Annotated in this window: 16 protein-coding genes; 7 read left to right on the forward strand and 9 right to left on the reverse strand. The window is 39.9% G+C overall.

Annotated features, from left to right (window positions below; translation table 11 throughout):
• The first annotated feature begins 324 nt into the window (after window positions 1-324).
• From prpB to SC428_RS15890, 3 genes are read left to right on the forward strand one after another with little or no spacing between them, the layout of a single operon-like run.
• Complete coding sequence (prpB, locus tag SC428_RS15880) at window positions 325-1,209, forward strand: methylisocitrate lyase (protein ID WP_070928763.1); 885 nt, start codon at window positions 325-327, stop codon at window positions 1,207-1,209.
• Between the two features lie 49 nt (window positions 1,210-1,258).
• Window positions 1,259-2,425 carry a 2-methylcitrate synthase gene (gene prpC / locus SC428_RS15885; protein WP_070928761.1) on the forward strand — a complete coding sequence of 389 codons (1,167 nt, stop codon included), beginning with the start codon at window positions 1,259-1,261 and terminating at the stop codon, window positions 2,423-2,425.
• Window positions 2,426-2,436: 11 nt separating this feature from the next.
• Window positions 2,437-3,885, forward strand: coding sequence for a bifunctional 2-methylcitrate dehydratase/aconitate hydratase (locus SC428_RS15890; protein WP_318708758.1), 1,449 nt, complete (start codon window positions 2,437-2,439; stop codon window positions 3,883-3,885).
• A 41-nt stretch (window positions 3,886-3,926) separates the two neighbouring features.
• On the opposite strand, the gene SC428_RS15895 is transcribed toward SC428_RS15890, so the two are convergent.
• From SC428_RS15895 to SC428_RS15920, 6 genes are all read right to left on the reverse strand, one after another.
• Window positions 3,927-4,928, reverse strand: a complete 1,002-nt coding sequence (locus tag SC428_RS15895) for a substrate-binding domain-containing protein (protein ID WP_140183053.1) — start codon at window positions 4,926-4,928, stop codon at window positions 3,927-3,929.
• 49 nt (window positions 4,929-4,977) lie between these two features.
• Window positions 4,978-6,018 (reverse strand): galactose-1-epimerase, encoded by a 1,041-nt coding sequence (gene galM, locus SC428_RS15900; RefSeq protein ID WP_318708763.1) that lies wholly within the window; start codon window positions 6,016-6,018, stop codon window positions 4,978-4,980.
• 10 nt (window positions 6,019-6,028) lie between these two features.
• A complete protein-coding gene (gene galK / locus SC428_RS15905) occupies window positions 6,029-7,204 on the reverse strand; it encodes a galactokinase (RefSeq protein ID WP_283125669.1) in 1,176 nt (391 codons plus the stop codon).
• Window positions 7,205-7,231: 27 nt separating this feature from the next.
• Window positions 7,232-8,290, reverse strand: coding sequence for a UDP-glucose--hexose-1-phosphate uridylyltransferase (locus SC428_RS15910; RefSeq protein ID WP_070928756.1), 1,059 nt, complete (start codon window positions 8,288-8,290; stop codon window positions 7,232-7,234).
• A gap of 14 nt (window positions 8,291-8,304) precedes the next feature.
• Window positions 8,305-9,333, reverse strand: a complete 1,029-nt coding sequence (gene galE, locus SC428_RS15915; RefSeq protein ID WP_272581247.1) for a UDP-glucose 4-epimerase GalE — start codon at window positions 9,331-9,333, stop codon at window positions 8,305-8,307.
• Window positions 9,334-9,550: 217 nt separating this feature from the next.
• Window positions 9,551-10,480 (reverse strand): cation diffusion facilitator family transporter, encoded by a 930-nt coding sequence (locus SC428_RS15920; protein WP_070928752.1) that lies wholly within the window; start codon window positions 10,478-10,480, stop codon window positions 9,551-9,553.
• 557 nt (window positions 10,481-11,037) lie between these two features.
• Between SC428_RS15920 and SC428_RS15925 the strand changes: the two genes are divergently transcribed.
• The gene (locus SC428_RS15925) at window positions 11,038-11,475 is read left to right on the forward strand and encodes a universal stress protein (protein ID WP_070928750.1); all 438 of its coding nucleotides are present in this window, start codon (window positions 11,038-11,040) and stop codon (window positions 11,473-11,475) included.
• 44 nt (window positions 11,476-11,519) lie between these two features.
• Here the strand turns inward: SC428_RS15925 and eco are convergent, their stop codons facing one another.
• Window positions 11,520-11,996, reverse strand: a complete 477-nt coding sequence (eco, locus tag SC428_RS15930) for a serine protease inhibitor ecotin (RefSeq protein WP_070928748.1) — start codon at window positions 11,994-11,996, stop codon at window positions 11,520-11,522.
• Between the two features lie 279 nt (window positions 11,997-12,275).
• Between eco and SC428_RS15935 the strand changes: the two genes are divergently transcribed.
• The 3 genes from SC428_RS15935 (at window position 12,276) to SC428_RS15945 (ending at window position 14,844) form a co-directional block, all read left to right on the forward strand.
• Window positions 12,276-12,494: a DUF465 domain-containing protein gene (locus SC428_RS15935; RefSeq protein ID WP_140183047.1), complete on the forward strand. Its 219-nt coding sequence runs from the start codon at window positions 12,276-12,278 to the stop codon at window positions 12,492-12,494.
• Window positions 12,495-12,738: 244 nt separating this feature from the next.
• Window positions 12,739-13,101: a nitrous oxide-stimulated promoter family protein gene (locus SC428_RS15940; RefSeq protein WP_140183046.1), complete on the forward strand. Its 363-nt coding sequence runs from the start codon at window positions 12,739-12,741 to the stop codon at window positions 13,099-13,101.
• Between the two features lie 918 nt (window positions 13,102-14,019).
• The gene (locus SC428_RS15945) at window positions 14,020-14,844 is read left to right on the forward strand and encodes a helix-turn-helix transcriptional regulator (protein WP_070928743.1); all 825 of its coding nucleotides are present in this window, start codon (window positions 14,020-14,022) and stop codon (window positions 14,842-14,844) included.
• Between the two features lie 225 nt (window positions 14,845-15,069).
• Here SC428_RS15945 and SC428_RS15950 read toward each other — a convergent pair whose 3' ends face one another.
• Window positions 15,070-20,160, reverse strand: a complete 5,091-nt coding sequence (locus tag SC428_RS15950; RefSeq protein WP_318708783.1) for a hypothetical protein — start codon at window positions 20,158-20,160, stop codon at window positions 15,070-15,072.
• Window positions 20,157-20,531 (reverse strand): hypothetical protein, encoded by a 375-nt coding sequence (locus tag SC428_RS15955; protein ID WP_412544720.1) that lies wholly within the window; start codon window positions 20,529-20,531, stop codon window positions 20,157-20,159. Before SC428_RS15955 ends, SC428_RS15950 begins: the two co-directional genes overlap by 4 nt.
• Window positions 20,532-21,324 lie beyond the last annotated feature (793 nt).

Genomic DNA, 21,324 nt, shown 5'->3' on the forward strand with positions numbered 1-21,324 from the left:
TCAATGAAACATTCATCTGCTTTGATTGAAAACCCTTTACTCGGTCACAAAAGTAAAAACAATCATATCCTAATGATTTTAAATAATTTTAATTATTTATACGCTATTTTGTATTTATGGCACAGCACTTGCTAAGAATAATTTTATCAATAGAGGCTACATTTTATACTCTAAATAATTCGAGATGCAGGTAGGCGACAGACGAAGATAGACGGGGAGCGTAGATGAACTATGTGACTCGGCGAGTATAGCGCAGTCAACAACCCTGCATTTTGAAGTATGACGAATATAGTCGCAATTTAATAACAATCATAAGAGGTTACTATGTCATCTATTTCTGCTGGCCAAGCATTTCGTCAAGCACTAAGTAGTGAAACACCTTTGCAGTTAGTTGGCACTATTAATGCTAACCACGCCTTACTTGCACAACGTGCTGGCTATAAAGCTATCTATTTATCAGGTGGTGGTGTCGCAGCTGGCTCATTAGGTTTACCCGACCTCGGTATTTCAACCTTAGAAGATGTTTTGATTGATATTCGACGCATTACCGATGTTTGTGAACTACCCTTAATGGTGGATGCAGATATCGGCTTTGGTCCTTCTGCATTTAATGTCGCACGTACCGTTAAATCTATCGAAAAAGCCGGTGCTGCTGGTTTACATTTGGAAGATCAAGTTGGTGCTAAACGTTGTGGTCATCGTCCCAATAAAGAAATTGTTTCAACACAAGAGATGGTTGATCGGATCAAAGCCGCGGTTGATGCACGCGTTGATGAAAACTTTGTGATCATGGCACGTACCGATGCGTTGGCTGTTGAAGGGTTAGAAGCCGCGTTAGACAGAGCGCATGCTTATATTGAGGCGGGGGCAGATATGTTATTTCCTGAAGCCATCACGCAACTGAACATGTACCAACAATTTGTAGAGCAAACTAAAGTGCCAGTTCTTGCCAATCTTACCGAATTTGGTCAAACCCCTTTATTTACCCTTGATGAGTTACGCAGTGTTGGTATTGCGATTGCCCTTTACCCTCTCTCCGCCTTTAGAGCGATGAACAAAGCCGCTGAGCAGGTTTACACCACACTACGCAAAGAAGGCACACAAAAAAATGTCGTTCCACTGATGCAAACTCGTGACGAACTTTATCAAAGCATTAATTACTATGACTATGAACAAAAATTAGACGCACTATTTTCACAACAAAAATAATACTTATATTCTAAATAATTCAAGTTGTCCCCCTACAAAGGATAATCCGATGAATGAACAACTTACTAATACCGATACGACCCAATTTAAACCTAAAAAATCCGTTGCTTTATCGGGTATCACCGCAGGTAATACCGCACTTTGTACCGTTGGCAAAAACGGTAATGACTTGCACTATCGCGGTTATGATATCCACGATCTCGCCACCCAATGTGAATTTGAAGAAGTAGCCTACCTACTGATCCACGAAAAATTACCGACTAAATCAGAACTCGTCGCCTATAAAGACAAACTCAAGGCATTAAGGGGTCTTCCTGCTAGCGTTAAACAAACCTTAGAGTCGATCCCCGCGAATGCTCACCCTATGGATGTCATGAGAACAGGCGTGTCAGTCATGGGCTGTGTGCTTCCTGAAAAAGAGTCTCATACTTTAGCGGGAGCAAAAGAAATTGCAGATAGATTGTTAGCATGCTTAGGTTCAATGCTGCTGTATTGGTATCATTTCAGTCATCATGGTCGCCGCATTGAAACGGAAACAGATGATGATTCTATTGGCGCCCACTTTTTACATTTACTGCATGGTAAAAAGCCACCAGCACAGTGGGAACGTTTCATGCATATCGCTTCAATTTTATATGCGGAGCATGAATTTAATGCATCCACCTTTGCTGCTCGCGTGATTGCGGGTACTGGTACAGATTTTTATTCTGCAATTACTGGGGCAATTGCTGCCTTACGTGGTCCTAAACATGGTGGTGCGAATGAGGTTTCACTGGAAATTCAACAGCGTTATCTCACCACTGAAGAAGCTGAACAAGATATTATTCAGCGCCTTGAAAAGTCTGAAGTGATCATTGGATTTGGTCACCCCGTATACACGATTGCCGATCCACGCCATCCCATCATTAAATCCGTTGCTCTGCAATTATCAGAACAGTGTTTAAACCGCCAATTATATGATATTGCTCACCATTTAGAATTGGTCATGAAACGTGAAAAAAATATGTTTCCTAATTTAGATTGGTTTTCAGCAGTAACTTATCATTTGATGGGCGTCCCAACCGCCATGTTTACCCCGCTGTTTGTTATGGCGCGTACAGCTGGCTGGTCTGCGCATATCATTGAACAACGTCAAGATAATAAAATCATTCGCCCATCTGCCAATTATGTGGGCCCAGAAAATAAACTATTTACCCGCATGGAACAGCGTTTATAAGGATAATATCAATGACCACAATTACCCCTGTACCTCAAGAATTTGATAAAGTGATTAGTGATATCGTCGATTACGTCACTGAATACCCGATTATTTCTGACTTGGCTTATGAGACTGCCTATTACTGCTTCTTAGATACCCTTGGCTGCGGTATGGAATCACTTGAATACCCCGCATGTAAAAAACTATTAGGGCCTATTATCCAAGGAACCGTTGTTCCCAATGGCGCGAAAGTACCTGGAACGCATTTCCAGCTTGACCCTGTTCAGGCTGCGTTCAATATTGGTACGATGATCCGTTGGCTAGATTTCAATGACACATGGCTTGCTGCTGAATGGGGGCACCCTTCGGATAACCTAGGGGGTATTTTAGCCGTTGCAGATTGGCTATCACGAGACGCTATCGCAAAGGGCAAAACACCGATAACCATAAAACATGTGCTTACCGCGATGATCAAAGCGCATGAAATCCAAGGCTGTATTGCATTAGAAAATGCCTTCAATAAAGTCGGACTCGACCATGTGATCTTAGTGAAAGTCGCTTCAACCGCCGTTGTTGCACAGCTGCTCGGTCTTAATCGTGAAGAAATTTTAAATGCTGTCTCACTGGCTTGGGTTGATGGACACAGTTTACGCACTTATCGACACGCACCAAATACAGGTTCTCGTAAGTCATGGGCTGCTGGGGATGCTACATCAAGAGCAGTACGATTAGCCTTAATGGCGCAAAAAGGCGAAATGGGCTATCCAACGGTATTAACCGCAAAAACATGGGGCTTTTACGATAGCTTATTTAATGGCCAAGAATTTCGTTTCCAGCGCGCTTATGGCTCTTATGTCATGGAAAATGTGTTATTTAAAATTTCATTTCCTGCGGAGTTCCATGCACAAACAGCCGTAGAAGCTGCGTTACAATTGCATGAAAAATTAAAATCATTAGATAAAAGTGCCGATGATATTGAAAGTGTTTCCATTCGTACTCACGAAGCTTGTGTGCGTATTATCGATAAACAAGGGCCTCTTAATAACCCTGCCGATCGCGATCACTGCATTCAATACATGGTTGCTGTGCCATTAATTTTTGGTCGCTTAACCGCTGCTGATTATGAAGACAATATCGCCAATGACCCACGTATTGACCTATTGCGTGACAAAATTGTTTGCCGTGAGGAAACAAGTTTTACTCAGGATTATCACGACCCAGAAAAACGCTCAATTGCCAATGGGTTAACCATTAAATTAAAAGATGGCACGGTGCTTGATGAAGTGCTGATCGAATATCCTGTCGGCCATAAACGTCGCCGCAAAGAAGGAATTCCACTGTTACTCAAAAAATACCGCACCAATCTTGCTCGTCAATTTCCACAAACCCAGCAATTGCGCATTCTTTCAGCTTCATTAGATAAACCATTGCTTGAAGCTATGCCTGTCAGTGAATTTATTGATTTATGGGTGATTTAATCGCTTTTGGGAGTCAAACGACTCCCAAAACAACTCAACCACTATTTCAGTGAGCGTACTGAATGACGTTGAACCAATGTTGGTGAGTATACTAAGCCACTCGCCTTCATTGGCGCTTGGCGTGCTAACGATAAGGATAACTCAGTCGCGGTTTCAGCCATCATTTGAATAGGATAGCGGATAGTCGTTAAACGAGGGTGAATATAGCGGGCAATTAACACATCATCAAAGCCAATGACTGAAATCTGTTCTGGCGACAGAATATTATTTTCATCAAGAACAGCGAGCGCCCCCGCAGCCATAAAATCGTTATAGCTAACTACCGCAGTGATTTCTAACGATTTAGTGAGTAGATTGGTCATTGCCTGCTCCCCCCCTTCCCCATAAGGTACGCCATATTCAATATAGCTATCGGACAGTGTGATCGCATGCTGCTTGAGTGCATCACGGTACCCTTGTAACCGCTGCTCAACATCTTCAATATTATGATTTGATGAAATATAAGCGATTTTAGTATGTCCATGGCGAATTAAATGCTCAGTGGCAATATAAGCACCTTTATAGTTATTCAACGAAATACATCTGCCAGCAATTGCATCAATATGTCGATTGATCAACACCATACAAGGGACTTCTTCCGCAAATTCAATCAGCTCGTCATCAGATAATGCTTTCGAGTGGATCACCAAACCATCGCAGCGATTATTAATCAAGAGTTCAATGGATTGGCGTTCTTCCTGTGCCGTATGATAACCATTACAAATTAATATGTGTTTACCATTTTTATGGGCAACAGCATCAACCGCTTTGACCATGGTGCCAAAAAAAGGATCGGAAACATCATTCACAAGTACCCCAATGGTATCAGAGCTCTGGCTCACCAATGCACGTGCCGCAGCATTTGGACGATAACCGAGTTTATCCATAGCACTCTTAACGCAAGCAATTGACGCTTTGCTCGCCTTAGGTGATTGGTTGATCACTCGGGAGACTGTCGCTACAGATACCCCCGCTTCTCTCGCTACATCTTTAATTGTCGCCATCCGTTTCCTCTACATACATCCAACAAGCACATTCAACAACCAATTACGGTCAAAAACTAAATTGGTAACTGGTTTTCTGATGATAAACTTGGTTTGGCTGAGATACACCATTGTACTGTTCCCCCCATTCAGGGTGATTGACAGCATCGGGAGGAAATTGAGTTTCAAGAGCAATGCCGGAAAATGGGGTGTAATAACGCGATTTTCCCGGAACCGAAATCAAATAGTTCCCTGTATAAATCTGCATTGATGGCATGGTTGTCGCAATATCCATCCTGACATCACCATCCGGAGAAAAAACGGATACCACGATTTTTTCACCATCAGTGAGTTCAGGATCGAATATCATCGCATGGTCGTAACCGCCTGCTGCTTTTTGGTCATCATCTTGCAAAAAATCATAACCAATACGTTTTTTACGCCGAAAATCAAAAAAAGTGTCCGTTACGTCACGCCATTCCCCTGTTGGGATCCCATTCTTGTCGGTCGGTAAATAGTGTGTCGCAGCCAGCTGTAAATCGTGCTCTAGTGCGGTTTTAACCGAATCTTCACCCGCTAAATTAAAATAGGCGTGATTTGTTAGATTTACAGGACACCGTTTGCTGACTTGGGTACGGTAATCAATAATGACTTTGTTTTCATCGGTGAGAATATAGCGAACTTCAGCTTGCAGTTCTCCAGGGAAACCTTGGTCACCATCATCAGAGGTCAATGAAAAAATAGCCTCTTGTTGATTAACTTGAGTCACTCGCCAAACACGATAACTAAAGTTATCCTCACCGCCATGCAAACAGTGCTCACCTTGATTAGTCGTCAATGTATATTGGCGGCCATCTAGGCTAAAGCGACCATTAGCGATACGGTTTGCGACTCGGCCCACCGTTGCGCCGAGATAAACGCCCTGAACCATCTGTGCTGCCATATTTGGCGAACCAAGTAGAACATCGCGTTTCCCATTCGGCATAGGCAGTATGCAGCTAATCCAGCTAGCCCCCAAGGTCGACAGCAAAATTTTCATTCCATTGCTGTTGGTAAGCGCGATCACTTTTGAAGCGCGTGCTACATACCCCGGGTCTTTTGATAACTGCATATTTATCTCTCTACTTGGATGTCTTGTTAATTACACCAGCCCCATCACTTGGCTGGCAAACATAAATATCGGCTTTTAAACCTGTTAAGGCTGAATATTGTTGCTCAACCGCATTGACTACCGCTCCAACAATTTGCTGCTGCATAAGCGCAACAATACAGCCACCAAAGCCACCGCCTGTCATGCGGACACCACCTTGTGCACCGAGTACTGATTTTACAATATCAACCAAAGTATCAATCTCTTTTACTGTGATTTCAAAATCATCACGCATAGAAATATGAGATTGCTCCATTAGTGCACTGAGTCGTGGCAAATTATTTTCTGTTAATGCTTGCGCTGCCGCAAGTGTTCGCTCATTTTCACTGATAACATGTTTAGCGCGCTTAGCGACTACAGGTTCCAACTGGTGTTGTTTTTGTTCAAACTGAGACATCGTGACATCACGTAGCGCTTTAACCCCAAATTGTTGAGCTGCACTTTCACATTGCTGGCGGCGAATATTATACTCACTATCAACTAATCCACGCTGTTTATTTGAATTGATGATCATAACAACAAGATCATCAGGAATAGGGATTGATGCCAGCTCTAAGCTGCGACAGTCAATTAATAAGGCATGTCCTTCATCACCACAAGCTGAAATTAACTGATCCATAATACCGCAATTACAGCCAACAAATTGGTTTTCCGCTTGTTGTCCATTTAAAGCAATCTCTTGCTGACTAATCTCTAATTGATACAGCTCTTTAATCGTTTGACCAATAACCACTTCTAACGACGCAGAAGAACTCAGGCCAGCACCTTGGGGAACATTACCGCTAACCGCAATGTCACATCCAGAGAAGTGATACCCCCTCGCCAATAAAAATTTCACCACACCGCGAACATAATTTGCCCACATTTTCCCCGGTAAAAATGGAATTTCGCTGTCGAGGCTAAATTCATCAATATCATTGTCATAATCAGCAGCCACAACTCGAATTAATTGGTCATTTCTTTTTTTTGCTGCTGTTATCGTTTGATAATCAATTGCACAGGGTAAAACAAAGCCATCGTTATAATCAGTATGTTCACCAATGATATTGACGCGCCCCGGTGCTTGCACATAAAGCTCAGGTTGATCATTAAAACCTTTAATAAAAGCATCGGTCACTTTGTGTTGAAGAAGTTCACTATTGTTCATAAAAACAGCCTCTTAGTAAAAATAAACTTATTTGCTCATATGCTTATAGTGAATATCACTGACTGCCCGTAGCTTTTCAGCAGCCTGTTCAGGTGTGAGATCACGTTGAGTTTCCGCTAGCATCTCATAGCCAACCATAAACTTTTTGACGGTTGCTGAGCGCAGTAGCGGTGGATAAAACAATGCATGAAGCTGCCAATGATCAATATTTTGTTCGTCAGCAAAAAATGGTGCAAAGTGCCAGCCCATTGAATAAGGAAATGCACAATTAAATAAATTGTCGTAGCGACAAGTTAACTTTTTCAATGCAATACTAAGATCGGCACAAACTGCCTCATTCATCTCCCCCATGCGCCTGATAGGCTCTTTTGGCATCAACATGGTTTCAAAAGGCCAAGCCGCCCAATAAGGGACCACGGCAAGCCAATGTTCAGTTTCAACTACCGTTCTAGCACCATCATTCAATTCTGCCTGTGCATAATCCAACAGCAAATTACTTGCGTGTTGCTGATAGTATTGGCGTAAATGTTGGTCTTTACGGGCAATTTCATTTGGTAAAAAATCACTCGCCCAAATTTGTCCATGTGGATGAGGCTGCGAACACCCCATCACCTCACCTTTATTTTCAAAAACCTGTACCCAAAGAAAACGCTGACTGAGTTCATCAATTTGTTGCTGCCAAGTTTCAATAACCAATCCAATTTGCTCCGCCGATAATTCAGGTAATGTTTTGCTGTGGTCAGGCGAAAAACAGATCACACGGCTGAGACCACTGACCGATTGAGCTTGAAATAATGCCGATTGTTTTGCCGGTTGCCCACATGCGTCAGGTAATAATGCAGAGTAATCATTTTGAAAAACATAGGTTCCCTGATAATCGGGATTACTATCACCTGAAACTCGATGGTTAGTAGGACAAAGAAAACAGTGTTCATCATAGCTAGGAAGCTGTTTAATCTCTGTTTTTTCATCTTGCCCACTCCAAGGGCGTTTAGCACGATGGGGCGATACGAGTACCCATTGCCCTGTTAAAGGGTTATAGCGACGATGAGGACAATCTGAAGGGTTAAATTGAAGTTTATCCATGATGTTATTCCCTATTATCGTGTTTCATAACCATTAGGGTTATTGGACTGCCAGCGCCATACATCAATCGCCATATCATCAATCGTGCGGCTCGCCCGCCAGCCTAATTCACGTTGTGCTTTCTCTGACGTTGACCAATATTCTGCAATATCCCCTGACCGACGGGGCATTATTTGATACGGGATCGCCCTTCCAGCAGCCTTTTCAAAAGCCTCTAGGACTTCAAACACACTGGTTCCTTTACCTGTACCAAGGTTATAGATATGCAACCCTGCTTGCGGGCTAACTGATTTAAGAGCAGCAACGTGACCATCTGCTAAATCCATCACATGAATATAATCACGTACACCAGTACCATCTACGGTAGGGTAATCGTTTCCATAAATAGATAGTTTTTCACGACGACCAACAGCAACTTGCGCAATATAAGGAGTTAAATTGTTTGGTATACCTTGAGGATCTTCCCCCATAGTGCCTGATGGGTGGGCTCCGACTGGGTTAAAGTAGCGTAACAATGTCACTGACCAGTTAGGTTGTGAAGTGAATAAATCAGATAAACAACGCTCAACCATGTACTTACTTGTACCATAGGGGCTTTGCGTATTACCTGTAGGGAAGCTTTCGGTGATAGGTACAGAATTGGGTTCACCATAAACAGTGGCAGATGAACTAAAAATAATTCGAGTAACCCCCGCCTGTTGCATACACCTAGCCAAAACTAGTGTACCATTGACATTAACATCATAATATTCAATGGGTTTTTCAACTGATTCACCTACCGCTTTTAAACCCGCAAAATGGATCACTGCGTTGATTTTATGTTCAGCAAAAATGCGATTAACAAATGCTTCATCACGCACATCACCTTGATAAAATACAGGTCGATAGCCCGTTAGCTTCTCAATACGGTTAAGTACTTCTGTTTTAGCATTACAGAGATTATCAATAATGATTGGGGTAAATCCTGCATGGATCATTTGTACGCAGGTATGACTACCAATGTATCCCATGCCGCCTGTTACCAACACTTTTGTTTGTTGCATTATTTACCCCTGAGTCAATTTGAGTGGCTAAATCGATTTTAGGGAGTATAGCAATCAGACAACATAACAATCTGTGATCGATCTCGCGTTAGTGTAAACGTTTACACAAAACTCCATAAACACATCGATTGAGAATAAATTCAGTAAAAATTGGAAAATAAGTACAGCGACCAGAAATCAAAAAATTTCTAGCCGCTATTATTGAAAGGAAATGGCTTTAATGCGTGCACTCTTCATCGTATGGATCTAAATGGGTCATCACATTGAGGATTTGTGGATTTTCCATCAACTTATCTCGAACATTCACAGCAATATCATGTCCCATCATAATGGACATATCACCATCGACTTCAAGATGTACATCAACTAAATAAAAATCACCTGATTTGCGTGTTTTCAAATCATGAAAACCTTTTATATCTTCAATATTTTCTAGCACATTACGAATTTCTTGTAAGGTTTCTTCATCGGCCCCTTTATCCATCAGATCTTGCATTGACTGATTGGTAAATTTATAACCCATCCGAAAAACAAATGTCCCTACAATGAGTGCAGCAATCGGGTCAAATATCTTAAATCCACATAAACTACCAATAATACCAATGGCAACCACCAATGAGGATGCAGCATCAGAACGTGCATGCCATGCATTAGCTACTAGCATGCTTGAGTTAACTCTATTTGCCACCCGCAACATATAACGGAACAGCCCTTCCTTAGCAGCCAATGCAATTAATGCCGCCACTAGAGCAATAAAATGAACCTCCTGAATTAATTCAGGATTAAGCATTTTTTGGATTGCAGACCAAACCATGCCAACACCGACAATTAATAAAATAATTCCCAAGATCAACGATGCACCATTCTCATAACGAAAATGACCATAAGGGTGATCTTCATCGGGTTTTTTATGACTTTTTTTGTTAGCAATTAAAACAACAAAATCAGCAATAAGATCAGATAATGTATGAATACCATCGGCAATTAAGCCTTGAGAGTGTGAAATGACCCCAATAATAATCTGCCATATTGAAAGGAGTAAATTAACAATCACGCTAATTAAAGTGCTTTTTTTGGCAGCATGAAACTTTTCTTCTTGCAGGCTAAGCTCATTACTTGTTGTATTTGATAGGTTATTTTTATCCATAATATATATTCTTAATGAAAAACAAAACAATTATCATTCAAATAGACTTTAAAAATCAATGAATTATAAAAACAAAGTAAATGATGTCATAATATAAAAGAAAAGTCTTGTTATTTAATTGTAGATTATTATGTTAACTGATAATGATTATTTCTTATATTTTGATATAGATTAGAATAACAAAAAAAGATTAATTCTTATTTTGATTAGACGCGTTTCAAAATAGTAAACACCTATACTCTAAATAATTCGAGTTGCAGGTAAGCGACAAGCGAAGATAGTCGGGGAGCATAGATAGACTATATGTCTCAGCTAGCTGAGTGTAGTCACTTATACCTTAACAAAAGCCCTGCAACTTGAAGGATGACGAGTATATACTAAATTCACTTATAGCTGATATACTGAGGCAAATTCACATGTACTCTAAATAATTCAAGTTACAGCTAAGTAAACAACGACTGAGTCACTTGCAACATAGAAAACGCTGTAACTCGTGCACATACTTTAACGCAAGATGCTGTAATTTGATGTATAGCGAGTATATTAATGAGGTGGTTATGCATAATAAAATTTTAGTCCCTATTGACCTATTAGAAGACACTCTTAATCCACAAATCATCAAACATGTTGAAGAACTAGCAAAATTGGGTTCCCCTGAAATTCATTTTCTATCTGTCATTCCAAGTGCAGAACTCTTTTTTGGTATTGAAGTTACAATCCTGCCAGAAAGCCATAAAAATTCAGCAGAACGTTCAACATTGGCACTGAGAGCTTTAGAAGAAGTGATCAAAGACATTAAAGTTCCAGACGATAAGATTGTCTGCAAAGTGGGAATTGGTTCAGCAAAAGATGAAATCCTCAGCTATGCTGAAGATATTGATGCAAGTTTAATTGTGATCGGCTCACATCGACCAAGCACTTCAACCTATTTATTAGGTTCAACGGCTTCAACAATTGTGCGTCACGCTAAAACATCTGTATTGGTGATCAGATAATTAAATATTAAAAAGTGCCACACAAAGTGGCACTTCTAGTTCAATTATTTTGTTACAGAATTCTGTAGCTGATCGTCAGTTGACCAAATACGGTATTTAACATCCATATCTTTTGGGGCATAAACGACGATTGGTAATTTGCTGTTATAACGAACAAATGCATCATCACCTAATTGGGTCGTTACAAAACGATCTTTCGCAGGTTCGGAACACCCCATCATGGTTGAAGCAGGTCCTTTAACATCTTCTAGCTTATAGTAGTTGTAACCCCAACCTTCTAAGGTTTTTTCTTCTAACTCACCCATAAACCATTGATGGTTACAGTCTGCTTTGATTGTTTTACCAATCACCAATTCAACTTGAAAATTGTTTTCATTCGGCTTTTCAGCCAATTGGATCACATGACGAGTCATGCCTTTATCTGCTTTAGGATAAGGTGCGATCTTTTCCAATTCCCCAGTTGCCATTGCGCAAGAAGAAACTAATGCTACAGCCATTACAGACAAAATCGCTCTTTTCATTATAAAATCCTATTAAGTGCAACAAAGTTAATCAGAAAAATAAATAACTTCCTATAGAATAAGTTAAAAATACTGCTTTTTACATCATAGATAATTCTTAATTTCAAAATTACGTAAAAACACTCAAAAAAACTATTTGAAGTTAAGTCATCATAACTAATTTTAGTATAGTGATCATAAATCAGATAAAAAATATGTAAATTCCATTTCGTTCTAATGCACAAATTATGTGCAGGGCTTATACTGACATTGAGGCTTAATACATTCTGAGGAGGTAGTATGTTATCTACAGATCAAGATTTAGTTTCAAAGTTAGTATCAACACATCCCCGTTTTCAAAACCTTTATGAAAAACACCATCAGCTCGATAAAGAAATCAGTAAGCTAGAAGGCCCTTCAGGCGCTGGCTATAATGAGCAAGTTGTTAAACTGAAAAAAGAAAAATTGCATCTAAAAGACGAAATGCAAAAAATAATGCAATCAGCAAGTAAAGGTTAGCAATCCATTTACTAGGTAATCATCTGGTTACATAATTCATTTGTTGCATGATTGGTTTATTTGTAACATAAAACTCACATATATTATGTCAGAGTATTTTACCTAGATTAATAGCGTTAGTTATCATGGCATAAGTCTCCACTTATGCCATTTTACATTTGATACGAATAAATCAACGCTTTCTATCCTTCCAAATAAGTTGTATATTAAATGTATCTTATATATCTCTTTATCGGATAGCAAAATGGCCGGCAAACGAATACAAAGAGAAATTAAAACAATCGAAAAAATGATCCTTATCTATGAGAAGTCACATCCTGCAACAATAGACTTCCCTGACCAATATCAACAATTGTATAAATACGCCATTAATCGCCTTGAAAAATGCCGTTATGGAGAGAATAAACCTGCGTGTAAACAATGCCCTATACATTGTTATCAGCCTAAAATGCGTGAGCAAATGAAAGTGGTGATGCGCTGGTCTGGTCCAAAAATGTTACTTCGCCATCCAATATTAGCAATACGCCATTTATTAGATGATAGGAGGCCGCTCCCTGAGCTTCCACAAAAACAACAAAAAATAAAATCATCATCGAAGAAAAATTAACCATGTATTCTGTACTATTAATTCTTAAATTCAGTTTATTTATCTCATAACACTATGCAAACAAATGCACATAATCATTATGCTGATTGATAATTAACCATTAAGTAATATTTAAAATATTCATTTACTATATTGCTCAGATAGTATTGATTTCTCTATATATATTTATCATTTTTAGTCAAAGAAAATCTTGTGTATATATGATATTTGTCATGAGTTCATTCTCTTGCATGGGCTAACTCAATCATGAATGACGTTTTTCTAAAAAATAGTACCCCTCAATAACTAATAATTAAAATCTATGTATATTTATTCTTTAAAAATGATAATCAAAGTAAATAGGTTCAATAAATAAGATATATCTCTCATAATTTAGCATTTATCGCCACTTTGATTAATTTATTTTATTATAATGATAGATATTTTTAATTACTACCATAGCTAACAGTTAAAAATATTAATATTTTTAATAAGTGGTAGTTTTCCCGATATTAATCACAATAAAATCCATACCTAAAATTTCTTCCAATATAGCGAAAATGGTCAATTACTGTGTTTAGATCAAAAAACCCCCTATTAGCGAAATTTTACTCATACCTATTTTATATTCCCACAGAACACCCATTAGAATTTTACACTTAATTAAGTCTTATTTTTAGTTTATAAAAAATAAAAACCAAATGAATAGCTCATTAAACATGCAAATAATAGCTATTAATGCTAATAACTGGGTTTTGGAAACATTTATTAATATTTAGAATTAATCTGTGACACAAAAAAAGTCGCTTTATATAATTTCAATCAATCAGATAATACTGAATTTATATTTCATATATTCAAATCTATTCAGTATTTAAAATTAACCTTTATCCAAAAAATTTAACACCTGAGCAATGAAATTAACATTTGGGATATATTATGCAAAATGATTACAATGTAACTAATCGACGTATAAAAAGGATAATTATTAATAAAGGGAACCCACATTCAATTATTGAACAACCAACCAAAGGGCTGATAATTATTGAACGAGGCACGCTAGTATGGGAAAGCCCTACGGCAATAGAAACATTGAATACTGGGGATATTCTCTATCATAAACAGGGCTCTTATGCATTACAGATCCCTGATAATGAATCTGAATGTGAGTTTCTGTGGGTTTCATTAGAGGATCAGTTTTTACGTGAATTTATTAATCTCTATGGCAGTCATTTGAGTGAAATTGAACGTACCGATAACACGAGTCATGATGTGATTAGGTTTACAACATCTACCATTATTGATGAGTTAAAAAATAGTTTTAAGGCGATTGTTAATAAAGAATATCCACGCCTAATGGTAACATTGCGAATCTCTGAATTTTTGTTATTGCTGTCTTATAGCGAACAAGGTTCACAGCTATTGTCTAGTTTAAGGCAACTAAGTAATCGTCAAGCAGAACGTTTGCAAAATTTTATGGAGAATAATTTTTTAAAAGAATGGAAACTGACTGAGTTTGCAAAATCATTCGGTATGGGGTTAACGACTTTTAAAGAATTATTTAATAACGTTTATGCCACTTCACCACGTTCATGGATCAGCGAGAAAAGAATTATGTATGCACATCAATTATTGGTAAATACTCAGATGAGCATTGTCGAGATTTCAATGGAAGCAGGTTTTTCAAGCCAATCTTATTTTACACAAAGCTATCGTAAACGTTTTGGTTACACGCCGAGCAAATCGCGCACGCCATCTCAATAATGAGTTAATATATAATTCACTCAAGCGACACATGCCCTGTCAGTTGTAGACTTCTATATACTGGCAGAAAGGCAAATATCCCTCCCCTCTCTACAGTACTCTTCTTATACAAAAACGCCTCTTAAACAAGCTTAAACCAGCCCTAAGCACAACAATCTGTGATCATATAGACGAAAAAAAAGGCTGCTTACTTAATTCAGTAAACAACCTTTTTGATGCCATTAATTATTTTGCACTGATAATTCTCAGGTCAATAATTGACATTGAATTAGGTGGTATTTGCCCTGGTATACCTTTCACACCATAACCACCTTCAGGTTTAATATAAACTTTAACCACACCACCCTCACCCGCTTTTTCAATAAATGAGTTAAGTGGTACAGGTAATTCGCTATAAGGTAATGTAACAGGGTTTTTGTCGGTATACATTACAGTTACCGTTCCATCTGTTAGCTGCTCTCTCATAATAAATGTGATATTTTTATTTTTCACATTCGCAATAGGCTTACCTTTTTGTAAGATCTTATAGTAAGTAAAGCTATCCAACTTGCTATATTTTTGCTGGGTGATCTCAGCAATTATCTTCTGATTACGTTTATCGTTCTCTTGAGCTATTGCAGTCAGTTCTTTCTCTGTTGGTTGTTTCGCTACAGGCTTAACTGAAATCGGGCTACCCGAAGAAGTCGCTGACTTCGCTTTTAATTTGTCATTCTCATCTTGCAACTGCATAACCTTTTTATTGAGATCCATAATCTGCGATTTCAATGCTTCATCAGGTATAACAGACTTTTGTTTTTCCAGCTCAGACTGAAGCTTTTTCAACTGTTCTTTCGCAGTCGTCAACTCTTGCTGTAACTTAGTCTTATCTTCGAGCTGCTTTTTCAGTTGCTCCAACTCAGCACTCTGAGCTTTATATTGCGCATTGACTGAGGTTAATTTATCAGCATCAAGTTTCAATGCACTGATCAGTTTATTCGCCTCAGCTAATTGCTTATCAGATTCAGCGCTTTGTTTCGCTTTATTAGCTACATCGCTTTCAAGACGCTTAACTTGCTGCTCGCGTTCTTTATTTTGCTTTTCGATTTCAGCTTTTTGAGCTTGTAACTGTTGCTGTACTTCTTTCAGTTCAGACTCTAACGCTTTCTTCTGCTCCACTTGTGCGGTTTGTGCAACTAGTGATGCCTGAAGCTTAATTGCTTGCAATTCATTGTTCTTTAACTTCTCTTGCAACTGCTGATTTTGCTGTGTCAGCTGTTTTGCCGCTGCATCTTGCTTCGCCAGTGCCTCTCGGGTCGCTTGGCTCTCCGCTTCCGCTTTTTGCAATGCCGCTTCTTTTTGCTTCAATTGGGTCACTTGCTGATCCAGATCGGCACTCAAGGCTTTTATCTGCTGATCCGAAGCTTGCGTCATCAACTGCTTCTGTTTTTCGATCTCTTTTTGCAGCTGCGCCACATCGCTATTGGCTTGCTTCAGCTGCGCTTGTGCCGCGCTAAACGCTTTTTCGTTCTCGGTCAGTTTGGCTTGCAGCTGTTGTTGCGCCTGCTGGCTGTCGCCATACTGTTTTGTCAGCGCTTCCTGCGCCGCTTTTTGCGTCTGTAACTGCTGTTGCAGTGCCTTCAGCTCGGCTTCCACATTTTTCTTCTGCTCAGCTTGCGCTGTTTGTGTCGCCAAAGCAGTTTGTAGCTTGCTGGCCTGCTGCTCATGCTCTTTTAACTGAGCCAACAGCTGTTGGTTTTGCTGTGTCAGCTGTTTTGCCGCTGCATCTTGCTTCGCCAGTGCCTCTCGGGTCGCTTGGCTCTCCGCTTCCGCTTTTTGCAACGCCGCTTCTTTTTGCTTCAACTGAGCCACTTGCTGATCCAGATCGGCACTCAAGGCTTTTATCTGCTGATCGGCGGCTTGCGTCATCAACTGTTTCTGCTTCTCGATCTCTTTTTGCAGCTGCGCCACATCGCTATTGGCTTGCTTCAGCTGCGCTTGTGCCGCGCTAAACGCTTTTTCATTCTCGGTCAGTTTGGCTTGCAGCTGTTGTTGCGCCTGCTGGCTGTCGCCATACTGTTTTGTCAGCGCTTCCTGCGCCGCTTTTTGCGTCTGTAACTGCTGTTGCAGTGCCTTCAGCTCGGCTTCCACATTTTTCTTCTGCTCAGCTTGCGCTGTTTGTGTCGCCAAAGCAGTTTGTAGTTTGCTGGCCTGCTGCTCATTGTCTTTTAGCTGAGCCAACAGTTGTTGGTTTTGCTGTGCCAGCTGTTTTGCCGCCGCATCTTGCTTCGCCAGTGCCTCTCGGGTCGCTTGGCTCTCCGCTTCCGCTTTTTGCAACGCGGCTTCTTTTTGCTTCAATTGGGCCACTTGCTGATCCAGATCGGCACTCAAGGCTTTTATCTGCTGATCGGCGGCTTGCGTCATCAACTGTTTCTGCTTCTCGATCTCTTTTTGCAGCTGCGCCACATCGCTATTGGCTTGCTTCAGTTGCGCTTGTGCCGCGCTAAACGCGTTTTCGTTCTCGGCCAGTTTGGCTTGCAGCTGTTGTTGCGCCTGCTGGCTGTCGCCATACTGTTTTGTCACGGCTTCTTGCGCCGCTTTTTGCGTCTGTAACTGCTGTTGCAGTGCCTTCAGCTCGGCTTCCACATTTTTCTTCTGCTCAGCTTGCGCTGTTTGTGTCGCCAAAGCAGTTTGTAGCTTGCTGGCCTGCTGCTCATTGTCTTTTAGCTGAGCCAACAGTTGTTGGTTTTGCTGTGCCAGCTGTTTTGCCGCCGCATCTTGCTTCGCCAGTGCCTCTCGGGTCGCTTGGCTCTCCGCTTCCGCTTTTTGCAACGCCGCTTCTTTTTGCTTCAATTGGGCCACTTGCTGATCCAGATCGGCACTCAAGGCTTTTATTTGCTGATCGGAGGCTTGCGTCATCAACTGCTTCTGTTTCTCGATCTCTTTTTGCAGCTGTGCCACATCGCTATTGGCTTGCTTCAGTTGCGCTTGTGCCGCGCTAAACGCGTTTTCGTTCTCGGCCAGTTTGGCTTGCAGCTGTTGTTGCGCCTGCTGGCTGTCGCCATACTGTTTTGTCAGCGCTTCCTGCGCCGCTTTTTGCGTCTGTAACTGCTGTTGCAGTGCCTTCAGCTCGGCTTCCACATTTTTCTTCTGCTCGGCTTGCGCTGTTTGTGTCGCCAAAGCAGTTTGTAGCTTGCTGGCCTGCTGCTCATGCTCTTTTAACTGAGCCAACAGCTGTTGGTTTTGCTGTGTCAGCTGTTTTGCCGCCGCATCTTGCTTCGCCAGTGCCTCTCGGGTCGCTTGGCTCTCCGCTTCCGCTTTTTGCAACGCCGCTTCTTTTTGCTTCAACTGAGCCACTTGCTGATCCAGATCAGCACTCAAGGCTTTTATCTGCTGATCAGTGGCTTGCGTCATCAACTGCTTCTGTTTCTCGATCTCTTTTTGCAGCTGTGCCACATCGCTATTGGCTTGCTTCAGTTGCGCTTGTGCCGCGCTAAACGCGTTTTCGTTCTCGGCCAGTTTGGCTTGCAGCTGTTGTTGCGCCTGCTGGCTGTCGCCATACTGTTTTGTCAGCGTCTCTTGTTCAGCTTTTTGCGTTTGAAGCTGCTGTTGAGCAATTTTTAATTTATCTTCTAACTGTTTTGCTGCTTCTTGCTGTTTTATAAGCTCATCGCGAGCTGATTGGCTCTCTGCTGCCATTTTTTGCGCAACATCTTGCTGCTGTTTTAATAAGGCAACTTGCTGATTAAGTTCCGCAGTCAATGATTTCACTTGCTCATCACTAGCTTGTGTCATCAATTGTTTCTGCTTTTCAATCTCATTTTGCAACTGTGCAACATCAGCAGTAGCTTGTTTCAGTTGTGCCTGTGCTTCAGTGTAATTCAGTTCACTTTGCGTCAGCTTTTCTTGCAGCTGTTGTTGAGCTCGTTGGCTCCCTTCATACTGTTTAACTAAAGCTTCTTGATCTATTTTTTGCGTTTGTAATTGCTGTTGAGCTGTTTTTAGATCATTTTCAAACGTTTTAGAAGCATCTTGCTGTTTAATTAATTCTGCTTGGAGGTCATTTTTCTGCTTCTCAGCTAATTGCAGAGCTTCTTCTTTTTGCTTCAGTAGTTCTTGTTGTTTATTTAGTGAAGCAGTCACTAATTTAACTTGTTCATCACTGTTTTTATTTAAGCGCTCAGCTTGCTCTTTTGCATCAGCCTCTAACTGAGTAATTTGTGCAGTCAATTGTTCAACTTGTTTTTGGGTATTCTCAAACTCTAATTTTGCTTGTTCAAGTTGTTTATCTTTTTCTGCTAATTGACTTTCAGCGACAGCTTGTGCTTTAACACTTTCACCGAGTTTTAACTCAAGTTGTTTAATGACTTGTTGAGCTTGCTCGTTTTGTAAAGTTAGAAGGTCTAAATTATTTTGTTTTTCAGTGATGGTATTTTTGGCTAACGATAATTCATCAGTCAGTAATACGATAGTTTCTTTATCATCTGTCGCTTTTAATTGTTCTTGCAATAAAGCAATTTGATTTTTATTTTCAGTTAGCTCGCTATTAATACGTTCTATTTCAAATTGTTTTTCAGCAATAGCATGGCTTAACTCTGCGACCGTCTTATTGTGTGCAATCAGTTTTTCAACTAACTGCCTATCTGTTAATAGCTGATGATAAGCAATTAACTGGCCTGCTCCCTGAGCAGCACCAAATTTAAATAAATGAGTTGCTTGCTGCTGAGCAAGTAGGTCAGCTAGCTGTTGCAAATAAGCGTCGTTGTCGGCTAATGATGATGCCGAGAACCGAGAGGAATAGAGCCCTAAAGGATCTAATACGATTTGGTATTTAGCAAAATCACGTGATAAATACTGCGGATGCCATTGCTTAGAATCAAATAAATATGGATAAGATGACAATAGCAAAGACTGGCGTGCTGACCCCGTTTGTTGCGCTACTGTGTTTTCTGGCATAGGACATTCAGACAAAGACACCATTGCCACTTCTTTTGGCGTAGTGGTGTTTGGCGTCGTAACTTTTGGCTGAACCTGCTTATTCACGACTCTCTGCGTATTCGATGGCGTACGTACAGAGCCTTTTGCTTGCCCTGTATTTTTTTTACTTACCGCAGATTTTGATTTTTCTTTTGGCTCAGGAGCGAGCGGTAAAGATAAAAATGAATCATAACCTTGACCTTGAGTATTCAATGGCTTTTGTGGGACTTGTCCCTCCTGCTCTAATTGCAGGTATATATCGAAGTCATCAATGACATTATTAAAGCTATCCGACTTAGCAAACTGGCTAAAAGCAGCCGAAAAAATGGCCAAAGAGACACAAAGTCTTAGGTTAATTCTCATAATCCACTAATTTTTTCCAAAGTTGATTCGGTTGATAGAACTGAGTTATAACGCACTTTGGCACAAAGCACTTTTGTTTTAGCTTCTATTGCCATTTGTAATAATTCAATCGTATCTGGGCTCGCCGTTGAGGATACTTGTTTATAAAGTTGATTAATTTCACTGACTTCTTTAAATGAGCCAACTAAGCGGTTGTAATCTTTAGGTGACAAAGTTTTCAGTGCATTAAGTTCTTTAATACAAGTATTTAAATGTTGAAATGACTCTTTTCCATTTCCAGTATCATTTAAACTGGTTGCCGCTGTTTCCATAGGCTTGTTACTGATTGCTGTATTTAAAACTGCTTGCGAATCAGCATAAGCGTAATCCATTTGCTACTGTTTAGGTGCAGGTGCAGCTACAGGCGCAGTAACGGGTGTAGTTGGAGTTGTAACTTGAGTTTTTTCTGTATTGTTCGTGTTATAGCCCAAAGAACAGCCAGAGAGCATCGCAGTCCCAGCTAAAAGCAAGGACGCAACAAAAAATTTATTGTTTGAGAACATATGGTTACCTTACCAGCACTTTTTCTTCGCTATTATAATGACATCCAAGAAACCTAGTGTAAGCTAAAACCTAGCTATTTTCTATAAGCCCCAATCTAGAAATAGAGACATCTCATAAATTTAGGTTAATTATTTTAATCTTAGCACTAAATTGGAATCCACCACACTATTTTTTCATGTAACAAAATAACTCAAAAACTCTTATTTTGAGTTTTATAAATAGCTATAGCAAAAAACTACCATCTAACAAACTTATTTGAAACTTTTATTTAATAAACAATCCATATTACGTTCAGGATAATGATAACAGCTTGATTATCCAGATAACTCAAATATTTCAGTTCAGAAATAATTTCTAACAAAAAAATAAATTTATGTGTTTTATCTATTCATCTTGCTTCATTAGATACATTAGTGAAGATACACATTATATGTTCATATATAGCAGTTTATTTTGCCTAGTATTTTTACCTATATCGATGGATAGTTAATCATCGCTCACCTATCGTTCACTTTAGGCATTTATCCAGATAGTTTTATTTAAGTAATAATTTAACAATTACTAATTGTATTGATTTATTAATTAATCAATTTGATGGGGATCAAATAGAATAATGCCCAG

Source organism: Providencia sp. 2023EL-00965, assembly GCF_033550225.1.
Lineage (GTDB): Bacteria > Pseudomonadota > Gammaproteobacteria > Enterobacterales > Enterobacteriaceae > Providencia > Providencia manganoxydans.